Here is a 12,835-nt window from a genome sequence, read left to right as displayed (position 1 = left end):
CGTGGCTCATTTATAACAACTATGCATTTACATCTGTTTGATAGATCAGTTTATGTTAACCGCAGACAAAAGCTGGCGGCACAGGTTGGCAAAGGGCTTATCCTGCTGATGGGTAATGAGGACAGCAGTATGAACTATGCTGACAATACTTATCCTTTTCGTCAGGACAGTACATTCATCTATTATGCCGGTATAGATATACCCGGACTGGCAGTGATATTGGACCCGGAAACAGGAGAGGAGACACTGTTTGGAAGAGAGGCGGGTATAGATGATATCATCTGGACAGGTGCATTACCTTCCTTACAAGATCTGGCAGCAGCAGTAAACATAGCTAAGACACGTCCTTATGCACAGCTGGCGGAAGTGCTAACGAAGGCAAAGGCTTCCGGCCGCCGTATACATATTCTGCCTCCTTACCGGCCAGAGAACAAGATCAGGTTGTCCGAATGGTTGCAGCAACCGGTAGGGCAGCTACAGGAATATGCCTCTCTGGAGCTTATTAAGGCCGTTATATCTCAACGTGAGATCAAAGATGAGCATGAAGTGGCGGAGCTGGAAAAAGCAGTGTCTGTAAGCGCAGATATGCACCTTGCAGCTATTCAGTTCACGAAGCCCGGTATGATGGAATATGAGATAGCTGCGAAAGTAGAAGAAGCCGCACTTGCTGCCGGAGGACGCTTATCATATCCGACCATCCTGACCATCAACGGACAAATCCTGCATAATCACTTTCATGGCAACAAGGTAGCAGAAGGCCAGATGGTACTCTGTGACGCCGGTGCGGAAAACGTAATGCGTTATGCCGGTGACCTTACAAGGACCTTTCCCGTAGGTAAACAGTTTACTACAAGACAGCGGGAAGTTTACCAGGTGGTGCTGGATGCGCTCGATCATGCGGTAAGCCTTTTAAGACCCGGTATACAATATAAAGAAGTACATACCCAGGCCAGTATTAAACTGGTAGAAGGGCTGAAGGCAGTGGGCCTGATGAAAGGCGATCCCGCAGAAGCAGTAGCTGCCGGTGCACATACCCTGTTCTTCCAGTGCGGCCTGGGACACATGATGGGACTTGATGTGCACGATATGGAAGATCTTGGTGAGCAATATGTAGGATATACAGATACGCTGAAAAAGGGTACTGAATTTGGCTGGAAATCGCTGCGTTTAGGACGGGAGTTAAAGCCCGGATTCGTACTGACGGTAGAACCTGGTGTATATGTTATTCCTGAACTGATCGACCGCTGGTTGGCGGAAGATAAACTGAGTAATTTTATTGACTATAAGACGGTAGCGTCTTACCGCGACTTCGGAGGTATCCGTATTGAAGATAACTACCTGATCACAGCAGAGGGTAGTAAAAAGCTGGGTAAAGATCTGCCGAAAACAATAGCCGGGATCGAGGCATTACGACAATAACTAACCCATTCATTTAAATAGCAAAGGCGTCCCAGATAACTGAGGCGCCTTTTGCGTTAATAACGTTATCTATAAACAGCCGCTGTACGGGCCGTAACAGCAGCCGGATTCAGGCAGGCCAGAATGATCAGTATTAATGCCACAATGCCTGCAATAGTACGGATGATATTCAGATTGTTCCAGGGACCTTCAAAACGGGCTCTTTGTGCTGCGAGTTCCTGTGCAGTGGCAGATGATAAGTTGAAAGCATCCAGTGCCTCATTCAGCGGTACATTGCCAAACATGGTCACACCGAAAGTACCCGCCAGATAAACAACGGAAGCCAGTAACAATAACCAGAAACGGGCGTTAAGGTCAGGCCCGTAATGCAGCCACGTGCTTAAGGGCAGAAGCAGGGCAGTACCTATAAAGCTCATAAAGAATACAGGGTTCAGGATAGCTCTGTTGATCTGTTGCATCGCTTCAAGATAAGTACTGTCAGATACCCTGGCGAGGCCGGGCACTACAGAGCAGGACCATGCATAAAATAATCCGCTGATCAGCGCCGTCATAGTAGCGGTAACAATTAATACGATGTGGGCAATTGTAAACATGTTAGTCGTTTTTACAGGTGTCATATTGCAGGTATTCTAAGGGTTTTAATGTAAGCTGAAACTTCGTTGATCTGGTCTGGCGTAAACTTCTTTTTAAAGGATGGCATGATCCGTTTTCCGTTCCTGATCTGCAGGGCGATAGCGGTGTCAGGAAGCAGGCTTTTCTGCAGGTTTTTGGCCCCGAATAACCCCCTGGCGCCATCAGTGCCATGACAGCGGGAGCAATGATGTTCATATAGGGTTTTTCCCTCTCCGGGCTGGCCGGTGCTAAAGCCTGTGGCAAACAGCAGGAGGAATAAGGGGATTAAAATAATTCGCATGGTCCGTCTCATCTTTTTTTAACAAAATTAGGCGGCCGGCGAAAGGGAAAATAGAACAAATCCGTCAGGAACAGATATAAAAAAGCAGTTCCGCATAAGCAGAACTGCTGTACATAAACGTCCGATATGTGGTGTGATGCTAAATGCGATTATTGCACAACAATAGTTGGGTCCCAGAAGAAACAACCATAGAGGGTCTGGGTTTCCCTGGCGGCATCCAGCTCATACAGCGCAAAACTTACAACGAAAGCTTCAGTGCCGCTGTTTTTTACTTTGGAATCATATGAATAAAACGACCGGGCTACCTGTAAAGCGGGCAGGCCATTCTGTTTTGAAGTATCAGGTATTGCGGCGCCGCTCCTGGTCTCTTCGTTTGCCTGAAAGTTATTGAATACGTTGGTCTGACTGGAGGACGATATATCGTAGATGATAACGGAGTCGTCAGCATCATTTGAAATAGTGGTAGCCCAGAACGAAACAAAGTCTCCTACGTTTGCAGAAAACTTCAGATTAGCCGGGTCATTGCCAATGTCTCCCAGAAAGTTTTTTCCAGCGCATAACATGGTGATGCCTTCATGATGGTTAAGCCCCTGGGCTTCACCTGGGCCGGCATTACGTGGATAGGCATTCTTAATAGCATCAGTGTCGACGATGGTTATTACGTTAACAGTGTTAAATACGGACTTTTGAGATCCTGTTGCACGGCTGGGAGCTTGCGCTGTGTTTGACATAAAATGTGGTTTAAAGTTTTACCTACTCTGTTAAGGCTTTTCGGTATTCGCCATAGAAATTCGTTTATGTATGAGCGATACATATCAGATAAAGAGATACTGATCATCTCTTAAGAGAAGTCAGCTATTGCAGACATGCAAATGAATACCTCCCGGCAGAGATTGATAGTGACCTGTATAATAGAAGTTGCGGAGGTATTGTATGGTTGTTTATTGATACAAAATATATCCGGTCAGGTGGTGTTTGATGTTCTTCATAGTTGTCTGGTACTTGAGGTTAGATGTGGTGAATCTATTCGGTTACTTGAGTTAGTAAGTTTTTACACTGTTAGATAACAGTACATGTTTTGGTTTTGTTCGTAGGTGGGAGTAATTTTTAAAAAAAATAGGTATAGGGAAATGTATTTACTCCCTGCTGGGCGTGACCTCATAAAGCCTGTTGGCAATTTCCTGTTCCAACGCCATTGAAAGTTCTACCGCTACTTCTCCAACTGGCGCATATCGCAATGTTTCTTCATCCCAGGCAAAGACATAGGTCTCGCTGCCATTAAAACTTACATTATAACGCTGCTCGTCATTAAATGAAAAAGGTTCCGCTTTCACCATGTATGGAACACCGTCAACTAATAAGTTAAATGATAATTTCTTCATAGTTATCCTTTTCCCGATTTGCCACAAGAATCAGACCTTAATAGCGATCCCTTCTTTTAATGTGAATAGTGATACTGGGATCAGTATCGTAATATTTCCCCACTGTGTATTGAAAAGGAGACAGCAGGCGGCCCTGCAGTTTTATTGCTCACTTCGGAAACGAAGAATAGGCCTATATCTGCTTAATATTAACATCGTTATGAAACTTGCGGTACGAAAATTGTGAGAATGTAAGCAACCTGAAATACCAGCTGAGACCCATATTAAAACCATATGTCATTTAAGAGCGTCAGTAGCACTTGACTGTTATTTCCGGAAGTCTAACATATCGTTGTAAAAGCCATCTACCTCTATTTTATTGGAAACACTTAAACCAATTTCACTCATGAAAAAATCATTTTTTCAGTTAAGTGCAACTGTGACCCTGGTTGCCGTAATGTTCGCTGCCTGCTCCAAACAAAGTTCCGAAGAAACTGTCGCTCCTCCGCAAGCAGAGGGTAAAGCCACTGTCAATTATCAACTCCAGGCTGTGAATCCTTCCGGGAGTATTGAGGGAGATAATGCGGGAGCAGAACGTCTTGGCAGGATCATCAATGATCCTTCTTTAGCGGCCTTCCCGTCTTTAAGATTTGACTTCACCTGGGACAGTATCCAGGTTAGGTTCAGGGAGTTGAAATTCGCTGCTAAGAACGGCCCTGACGAAATTAATCTCAGTATCAAAACAGACCGTTGGATTGATATCCTCGACAGCACTGAACTGGGGAATATCTTCGTTCCATTGGGGAATTTCGAGAAGGTAAAAGTATATGTACGTGTAGAAGGAGATACTGTTAAACCAGCTGTGTTAATGAACGGCAGGATCACCTTCCGCGGATCAGATATTCCTGTAATAGTAATGATAGCCGGAAAGCTTGAACTGACCGCAGAAGGCAAGGATGTGACGATCGGGAACGACGGCATCACATTCGACGGCAAACTGAAACTCGATCTGAATTTAGTGATGACCAAACTACAGATAGGAGATTTCACCGGCACCTTTGTTGGCGGAAAACTTGTGCTGAAGATCGACGCGAACCTCGATTCCAACAACAGGCTGAAATCCGCACTGGAAACAAGTATGTCGGTAGAGCATACGCCAAGATAGTCATGATATAAATATCAAGCAATGTGGTGAAAAGAATAAGTCCATCCCCAAAACTGGGGATGGACTTATGGAAATTAAATTTGCCGGGTAAGACTACTTAGTCTAATTTTGACTACGGCGGGCGAGTTTGTACCAGACATCAATCCAGAAGAGATGACCTTGAAGATGTTCGCAACAATAGAAGGAGCTACCTTGATGTCACGCGTGACGGTAGCCCGCTGCCAATGAAGACAGTAGTGAAAGCAATGAAAAAAGAACTGGCAGCATATAGCCTGGTTTAAAACGAACAAATCGATATTAACGTAAACAGCCTTGTGAAAGGGGCTGTTTTTTTCTTTATACAAGAGACTAAATAGTCTGTTCCCAAGTGAATGTTATGCATAGTCATGTGAATGGTACTGCGAAGAATGCAGGAAACCACCAGGATCGCCTATGCCATTTTACGACAGCATTGACCGGATAGCCGGTGAATAAATAATAATAACAAATCAGTTATGGGAGTTAAAGAAAGAAGACTACGTCTTAAAGAAGAGAGCCGCACCAACATTCTGGAAGCCGCTTTGAGCATTGCCAAAGAACATGGATGGCAGGCAGTCAGCATGCGGAAAATAGCTGACATGATAGAGCATACACCGCCGGTGATATATGATTACTTCCTCAACAAAGAAGCCATATTAATGGAACTGGCGAAGATAGGATTTGTGCAGCTGGCCGGAAACATGTACAGGGCACAATTGGAAGATGATCTGCCCGAAAAGCAATTGGAGAACATGTGGATGGCCTACTGGAATTTCGCATTCGCAGAAAAGGAATTCTATCAGCTGATGTTCGGCATCGGCACACACGGATGCTGCGATAACAACACCATGCCCGAAATAGAAGGTCCTGCTACATTGGTCCGTAAAGTGATCAGGCAGATCATGGCGGAACATCAACGTTCGGAAGAACAGATATCCGAAATGTACTTTTTTATGTGGTCGGTCGTACATGGCCTTATATCACTCAATCTGGTGTATAAAGGCAATAGCAGCGATTTCAACCAACAGGTGTTATTAAACGCTATCAGAAACGTGACGGCTTCTGTTGCTGATTGATTTTTTTTTGATTAACCCTCTAACATCATTATAGAATCTAACACCGTCAAATACGAATTATGAAAGTGAACAATTTAATTGCCCTTGTGGTATTGTCTGCCTGTGCCCCAAAAACACCACAACCGACTGCGCAGATACAGTCATTACCTGTTATACAGGTCAGTTCCGGAGAAGCAACTACTTACCAGGAATATCCGGCTTCTATTGAAGGGGCCATTAATATCGAGATCCGCCCACAGGTGAGCGGAACGCTTGACCATGTCTTTGTAGATGAAGGCGCTTACGTGAAGGCCGGCCAGACATTGTTTAAGATCAATGATGCGCCGTACCGCGAAAGGCTCAATAATGCCAAAGCCAGACTACATGCTGCAGAAGGTGCATTGTCCAACGCTCAGATCGAAATCGAGAAGCTGACGCCACTGGTAGAGCACCAGGTCGTAGCAGACTATCAGCTGAAGACCGCGCAATCTGCAAAGCAGATAGCACAGGGTAATGTAGAACAGGCGAAAGCAGATATTGCCGCCGCAGAGATCAACCTCGGTTACACATTGATCAAAGCGCCTGTCAGCGGTTTTATCGGACGCATATTGAGAAAACAGGGTAGCCTGGTATCGCCCGAAGATCCTACTTCACTGACTAACCTGTCTGATGTACATAATGTCCATGTTTATTTTGCTTTAGGTGAAACGGACTTCATCCTTTTCAAAACAAAATATGCCGGTAAGACATTGGCGGAAAAACTGAAACAGGTACCTGACGTAGAACTGATAATGCCCGACGACAGCTCTTACAGCCTTAAGGGAAGGATCGATATGATAGATGGCCAGTTTGATCGCACTACAGGAGCTATTACTGTGCGCGCCACTTTCAAAAATGAAGATGGTCTCCTGCGTTCCGGTAATACCGGTAAGTTAAGGCTCGCGCTGAAGATCGATAATACAGTTACCGTACCACAGGCGGCCACCATGGAAATGCAGGATAAGATCTTTGTATACCTGGTAGGCGATAGCAACAGAATTGTTAAACAGCCTATTCTCATTGCCGGCAGAAGCGGTACCAACTACCTGGTAAAAGAAGGCCTGAAAGCTGGCGACCATATCGTGTTTGATGGCCTGGACCATGTACATGAAGGAGAGATCATTCAGCCGCAGCCCCTTGCTCCTGATTCTGTTAATCAAGTTGTACACAATTAATCCAATTAACCATGTTGAAGAAATTTATTGAAAGGCCCGTACTGGCGACGGTCGTTTCCTCCATACTCGTTATTCTGGGTATTATGGGAATGCTCTCGCTGCCATTAGAGCGTTTCCCCGATATAGCCCCGCCTGCAGTGCAGGTAACCGCCTATTACCCCGGCGCTAATGCTGAAACCATCCTGCGCGCTGTTGCCCCATCTCTTGAAGAAGCCATTAACGGCGTGGAAGATATGAGCTATATGAGCTCCACAGCAAGTAATGACGGCTCTCTTGTGATCTCTATCTTTTTTAAGTCTGGTACTGATCCGGATCAGGCATCCGTGAATGTACAGAACAGGGTATCACAGGCTACCAGTCAGCTGCCGCCGGAAGTAGTACAGCGGGGTATCGTTACGTCTAAACAGGTGAACAGCCTGATGCAGGTGAACACTATCTATAGTGAAGATGCAAAACGTTATGATGAGACCTTCCTCACCAATTACGTTAACATTAATATTCTGCCCGATATCAAAAGGATACAGGGCGTCGGAAGAGCATTCCTCTTTGGGGGCAATAAAGATTATTCCATGCGTATCTGGCTGAAGCCAGCGCAGATGGCGGCATATAATCTCTCTACCCAGGAAGTGCTGAGAGCTATTGACGATCAGAACCTGGAAGCCGCTCCGGGAAAGTTTGGTGAAGCCAGTGACGAAGCTTTTGAATACGTGATCAAGTATGACGGTAAACTGAACAGACCAGAGGGATATGAGGATATGATCATCCGCGCTAATCCCGACGGTTCCATGCTGAAGCTGAAAGACGTTGCCAGAGTAGAGTTCGGGGCTTACACATATACAAGTCATAGTAAGCTGGACGGCAAGCCTGCCGCAACACTTGTTATTTCACAGCTGTCTGGTTCCAATGCCAACGAAATACAGATCCAGGTGAACAAACTGCTGGCGAAGGCAGAAAAGAAATTCCCCAAAGGCATTAAGAACATGCCAATCTATAATACCAAGAGAGCGCTGGATGCTTCTATAGAACAGGTGCTGCATACGCTGATAGAAGCATTCGTGCTGGTATTCATCGTGGTGTTCCTCTTCCTGCAGGATTTCCGTTCTACACTCATTCCTGCCATTGCAGTACCTGTTGCTATTGTGGGAACTTTCTTCTTTATGGACCTGTTAGGGTTCACGATAAATCTGCTGACCTTATTCGCGCTGGTACTGGCGATAGGGATCGTGGTCGATGATGCGATCGTTGTTGTGGAAGCCGTCCATTCGAAGATGGAGCGTGAACGATTGCCTGTTGAAGAAGCGACTTTATCTGCTATGCATGAGATCACAGGCGCTATTATTTCCATCACGCTGATCATGTCCGCCGTGTTCCTGCCTATCGGTCTGATGAAAGGCGCAACCGGCCTCTTTTACCGGCAGTTTGCCTTTACATTGGCCATCGCTATCGTTATCTCGGCAGTAAATGCGTTGACACTAAGTCCTGCGTTATGCGCCCTGTTGCTGAGAGATCTGAAGCATGATGAGCACGAACATTCAATAGCTCCTAAAAACTTTAAGGAGCGCTTCTTTGTGGCCTTTAATACCGGCTTTCATAATCTCACGAACAAGTATGTAGGCAGTCTTCGTTTTCTGATAAAAAGAAAATGGCTGGCTATAGGTGGTCTGGCGTTAGTAGCAGCTGTCGCCATTTACATGGTCAGAAAAACGCCTACAGGATTTATTCCTACTGAAGATGTCGGGTTCCTGGCCATCGCTTCCACTATACCTGCAGGTTCTTCCGCATCCAGGATGGATGAAGTAACGGACGAAATACAGAGAGCCGTAAGTTCCCTGCCGCAGGTAAGCTCCGTGAATGTTGCATCAGGATTCAACTTCCTGACATATTCAAATACACCTAATGCTGCAATCATATTTATTCTGCTGAAACCAGTAGGAGAGCGGGGACCGGCTAAAACAATCCCCGAAATAATCGGCGCTACATATGGTAAACTGGCAGCGATAAAAGGTGCTTCCAGTTTTGTATTTGAGTTCCCATCTATTCCCGGGTTCAGTAATGTGGAAGGCCTGGACGTTGTATTGCAGGACCGTACTGGTAATAGTGAGTTCAATAAATTCAGCGGCATCGCTAACAAATTTATGGGTGCGTTGATGCAACGTAAAGAAGTAGCGGTCGCCTTCACCACTTTCAGATCAGATTATCCTCAATACAACATTGAAGTAGATAAATTCAAAGCTAAACAATTAGGTGTTAGTGTGCGGGATATTCTGCAAACTATGCAGACCTACTTTGGCAGCATACAGGCATCTGACTTCAATCGTTTTGGGAAATACTACAGAGTAGTGGCACAGGCGGACGTGCAGTACCGTAATGATCCTACAAAAATTGATGGTATCTATGTGAAGAATGCAGGTGGTGAGATGGTCCCCATCAATACATTGGTCAGTTTTAAGAGAGTGTACGGTCCGGAAACCGCCACCCGTTATAATCTCTTTAATTCAATTGCTGTAACAGTAATGCCTAAACCCGGTTTCAGTTCCGGCGATGCCATCCGCGCAGTGGATGAAGTCTCCAAAATAGCGCTGCCGGAAGGTTACACTTTTGAATACTCTGGTCTGACCAAAGAACAGATCTCTTCCGGCGGACAATCAGTCATCATCTTCAGTTTGTGTCTCCTCTTTGTATTCTTCCTGCTGGCGGCACAATATGAAAGTTATATTCTTCCATTTGCCGTATTGCTGTCTATTCCAACAGGTATTTTCGGGGTATTCATCGCTATCGGATTAGCCGGTATCGAGAATAACATCTACATACAGGTAGCGCTGATCATGCTAATAGGCCTCCTCGCCAAGAACGCTATCCTGATCGTGGAATTTGCCGTACAACGCAGGCGCGACGGACATCCATTGGTTGCCTCTGCACTGGAAGCTGCAAGCCTGCGCATACGCCCTATCATCATGACTTCCTTTGCCTTCGTAGTAGGTATCATTCCTATGATGCGGGCACAGGGGCCTTCTGCAAACGGTAACCACTCTATCAGCATTGGCGCTGCCGGAGGTATGCTGAGCGGCGTAGTGATGGGATTATTCATCATTCCCGTACTGTTCGTCATCTTCCAGGCCTTGCATGAAAAGATCAGCCGTAAGCCGATCGCTCCGCATGCAGCTGTTCACAAAGAATCTCTAAATCTTGTCGAATCATGAGTAATCAGTCGAAGCATCAATCGAAATATAAATTGAAACATAAATTGAAGCATCAGTCAATATATCAGATAGCGGCAGGTCTGCTCTTATTGGATCTGCTGGGAAGTTGCAGGGTATCAAAAGACATTCCTCCTCCGGACAACGGATTAACTACTGCAACATACAGAGACATAGCAACAGATACAACATCACGGATCGCTGATCTGCCCTGGCAGGAATTTTTTACTGATCCGGAATTAAGAACACTGATCGATAATGCACTGAAGAACAACTTCGATCTGCAGATCGCTATTAAGAACATAGAAGCTTCCCGCCTTATATTGGGACAGGTGAAGGCGGCCTTCTTTCCATCTGTCGGACTACAGGTGGGCGCTTCCACCAGCAGGCCGTCAGATAATAGTCTGACAGGTTTTACGCTCAACGCGTTCCTCCAGAAATCACACATTGAAGATTATACCGTGGCCTCCTCTCTTTCCTGGGAGGCCGACATATGGGGGAAGATCCGCAGTTATAAAAGTGCTGCACTGGCAGAATACCTGCGCACAGAAGAGGCCCGCAAGGTAGTACAAACACAGGTGATCAGCGACATAGCAAAAGGGTACTATAATCTGTTAATGCTGGATGCACAACTGGCCATTGCCAAACGGAACGTATCACTGAATGACAGCACACTTGAGATCATCCGTCTGCAACGACAGGCAGGGCAGGTTACTCAGCTGGCATTACAACAGGCGCAAGCGCAACGATTGGTGGCCGCAGGTCTGGTACCTCAGTTCGAGCAGCAGATCGCCATACAGGAAAATGCGCTACGCCTGATAAGTGGAGAGCTACCGGCAGCAGTACAGCGCAGCAAAAGGCTGGACGCCATTCCGCTTAGCAACAAACTGGGCGCTGGTGTACCATCAGATCTGTTAAGCCACAGACCCGATGTGAAGATGTCCGAGCTGGCACTCAGGAGAGCAAATGCGGAGGTGGGCTTCTCTAAAGCAAGTATGTACCCATCATTAACGGTTACTGCACAAGGCGGGCTGGATGCCATCAAGGCGAGCGACTGGTTCACGATTCCTGCCTCACTGTTTGGTGCTGTAATGGGCGGCATTACACAACCGCTGTTCCAGCAAAAGAAACTAAGAACAGAATATGAAACGGCGAAGATCAATCGTGTGCAAACGGTGATCCGTTTCCGGCAGTCCGTACTCACTGCTGTAGGCGAAGTCTCAGACCAACTGGTAAAACTTGAGAAGTTACAGCAGCAGCAACAGCTGGCTACTGATCGTGTAAATACTTTGCAGGAAGCCATACAGAATGCACAGCTGTTGTTCCGGAATGGCCTTGCGAACTACCTCGAAGTAATAACGGCACAGAGTAATGTGTTGCAGAGTGAATTGGAGATAGCGTCTATCAAGAGAGCACAGCTGGATGCTACTGTGGATCTTTACCGTTCAGTGGGAGGGGGCTGGAAATAGCTTTTTTGCGGATAGGGGCTTACGCGAATGGATTTACGCGGATGAGGCTTACAGTGATTCCAGCGCTGACCTTCTAGCTCGCAGTTCGGTTGGAATCACAGGCTGCAGTTCTTTGAAGTTACGTGCTATTGGACGTTTCGGGGCGTGTTTAGCTTTTGAATAACCATTAAACCCCTTGTACGTCGCATCAGCATACTTCAAACAACTGAGGCCAGTGATTTCCAACCGAATGCTCACTGCGGCCGGTCTCCCAAACTATGGCAGGAGTGAGCTGCCGCCACTTGTTCCTCGCTCCGTTTCTTCTTGTCGGTTTCTCCTTAATAACCTACTGTATTGCGTTTTCATCGTTTTATCGGCCTTATATCCTTGTCTACAGGGCCTTTTCTCGCTTCGTCCATATCGCTTCACCGTCACTTCCATATCATTTTAGGGGCATCTCTATATCGAAAGGATATACATATGACGGTAAAGTGACGGCCAGATGGCGGTTTCACGATATGGAGATATAGAGATCAAAGCCTGCTCAGAGACACTTTGAAGCGTTTTGTATGAGAATAGCTGTTTATAATTAGCTGTAAATGAATTGAATATGTCGTTTTGGGAATCGGAGGGACTGAAGTTTCATAAAACCGGCTTAAGACCTGATAATTGCTTGCCCCTTAAAAAAAGAGGAATTATACTAATTGGTAGCAAGGAAAGTGTGCAGGTGGAGATCCTGGCCTTAGTTATTTGAAGTGGGCTGATGCGACGTACAAGGGGTTCAATAGGGTATTAAAAAGTCCAATACGCCCCTAAACGCCCGATAGGAAGGAACTTCAAAGAACTACAGCCAGCGATCCCACCTGCACCTTTCCAGCGATCAGGAATACAGGATAATCCATGCAAGAGGGGCAATAATCACAGCGACCCTGCACCTTCCAGCGATCAGGAATACAGGATAATCCGTGCAAGAGGGGCAATAATCACAGCGACCCTGCACCTTTCCAGCGATCTGGAACAAAGGATGGGATATCTGTAATAACTC

At 46.1% G+C, this 12,835-nt stretch carries 10 protein-coding genes; 6 read left to right on the top strand and 4 right to left on the bottom strand.

The window, feature by feature from the left end; all coding sequences use genetic code 11:
- Positions 1–21 precede the first annotated feature (21 nt).
- Positions 22–1,419: an aminopeptidase P family protein gene (locus tag C7475_RS06380; RefSeq protein ID WP_110052380.1), complete on the top strand. Its 1,398-nt coding sequence runs from the start codon at positions 22–24 to the stop codon at positions 1,417–1,419.
- A gap of 65 nt (positions 1,420–1,484) precedes the next feature.
- On the opposite strand, the gene C7475_RS06375 is transcribed toward C7475_RS06380, so the two are convergent.
- From C7475_RS06375 to C7475_RS06360, 4 genes are all read right to left on the bottom strand, one after another.
- A complete protein-coding gene (locus tag C7475_RS06375; protein WP_110052835.1) occupies positions 1,485–2,012 on the bottom strand; it encodes a DUF1772 domain-containing protein in 528 nt (175 codons plus the stop codon).
- 20 nt (positions 2,013–2,032) lie between these two features.
- On the bottom strand, positions 2,033–2,332 hold the full coding sequence (locus C7475_RS06370) for a cytochrome c (protein ID WP_158286433.1): 300 nt from the start codon (positions 2,330–2,332) through the stop codon (positions 2,033–2,035).
- A gap of 149 nt (positions 2,333–2,481) precedes the next feature.
- Entirely contained in the window at positions 2,482–3,063 is a 582-nt protein-coding gene (locus C7475_RS06365) for an inclusion body family protein (protein WP_110052375.1), read from the bottom strand.
- A gap of 405 nt (positions 3,064–3,468) precedes the next feature.
- Positions 3,469–3,714 (bottom strand): hypothetical protein, encoded by a 246-nt coding sequence (locus tag C7475_RS06360; protein WP_110052372.1) that lies wholly within the window; start codon positions 3,712–3,714, stop codon positions 3,469–3,471.
- Positions 3,715–4,099: 385 nt separating this feature from the next.
- Between C7475_RS06360 and C7475_RS06355 the strand changes: the two genes are divergently transcribed.
- From C7475_RS06355 to C7475_RS06335, 5 genes are all read left to right on the top strand, one after another.
- Complete coding sequence (locus C7475_RS06355; RefSeq protein ID WP_110052370.1) at positions 4,100–4,858, top strand: hypothetical protein; 759 nt, start codon at positions 4,100–4,102, stop codon at positions 4,856–4,858.
- Between the two features lie 494 nt (positions 4,859–5,352).
- Positions 5,353–5,952 carry a TetR/AcrR family transcriptional regulator gene (locus C7475_RS06350; RefSeq protein WP_110052367.1) on the top strand — a complete coding sequence of 200 codons (600 nt, stop codon included), beginning with the start codon at positions 5,353–5,355 and terminating at the stop codon, positions 5,950–5,952.
- A 59-nt stretch (positions 5,953–6,011) separates the two neighbouring features.
- Positions 6,012–7,145, top strand: a complete 1,134-nt coding sequence (locus tag C7475_RS06345) for an efflux RND transporter periplasmic adaptor subunit (protein ID WP_110052365.1) — start codon at positions 6,012–6,014, stop codon at positions 7,143–7,145.
- 11 nt (positions 7,146–7,156) lie between these two features.
- Positions 7,157–10,345: an efflux RND transporter permease subunit gene (locus tag C7475_RS06340; RefSeq protein WP_110052362.1), complete on the top strand. Its 3,189-nt coding sequence runs from the start codon at positions 7,157–7,159 to the stop codon at positions 10,343–10,345.
- On the top strand, positions 10,342–11,811 hold the full coding sequence (locus C7475_RS06335; protein WP_110052360.1) for an efflux transporter outer membrane subunit: 1,470 nt from the start codon (positions 10,342–10,344) through the stop codon (positions 11,809–11,811). The genes C7475_RS06340 and C7475_RS06335 overlap by 4 nt, the downstream gene beginning before the upstream one ends.
- Positions 11,812–12,835 lie beyond the last annotated feature (1,024 nt).

Source organism: Chitinophaga sp. S165 (assembly GCF_003182155.1).
Taxonomy (GTDB): Bacteria; Bacteroidota; Bacteroidia; order Chitinophagales; family Chitinophagaceae; genus Chitinophaga.
The sequence above is the reverse complement of the archived record's forward strand: the minus strand, read 5'-3'. Positions and strand labels throughout refer to the sequence as shown.

Bases quoted from the DNA above. Each gene is read 5' to 3' on its own strand.
- C7475_RS06380 (WP_110052380.1), top strand. From the start codon at position 22: ATGCATTTACATCTGTTTGATAGATCAGTTTATGTTAACCGCAGACAA.
- C7475_RS06375 (WP_110052835.1), bottom strand. From the start codon at position 2,012: ATGTTTACAATTGCCCACATCGTATTAATTGTTACCGCTACTATGACG.
- C7475_RS06370 (WP_158286433.1), bottom strand. From the start codon at position 2,332: ATGCGAATTATTTTAATCCCCTTATTCCTCCTGCTGTTTGCCACAGGC.
- C7475_RS06365 (WP_110052375.1), bottom strand. From the start codon at position 3,063: ATGTCAAACACAGCGCAAGCTCCCAGCCGTGCAACAGGATCTCAAAAG.
- C7475_RS06360 (WP_110052372.1), bottom strand. From the start codon at position 3,714: ATGAAGAAATTATCATTTAACTTATTAGTTGACGGTGTTCCATACATG.
- C7475_RS06355 (WP_110052370.1), top strand. From the start codon at position 4,100: ATGAAAAAATCATTTTTTCAGTTAAGTGCAACTGTGACCCTGGTTGCC.
- C7475_RS06350 (WP_110052367.1), top strand. From the start codon at position 5,353: ATGGGAGTTAAAGAAAGAAGACTACGTCTTAAAGAAGAGAGCCGCACC.
- C7475_RS06345 (WP_110052365.1), top strand. From the start codon at position 6,012: ATGAAAGTGAACAATTTAATTGCCCTTGTGGTATTGTCTGCCTGTGCC.
- C7475_RS06340 (WP_110052362.1), top strand. From the start codon at position 7,157: ATGTTGAAGAAATTTATTGAAAGGCCCGTACTGGCGACGGTCGTTTCC.
- C7475_RS06335 (WP_110052360.1), top strand. From the start codon at position 10,342: ATGAGTAATCAGTCGAAGCATCAATCGAAATATAAATTGAAACATAAA.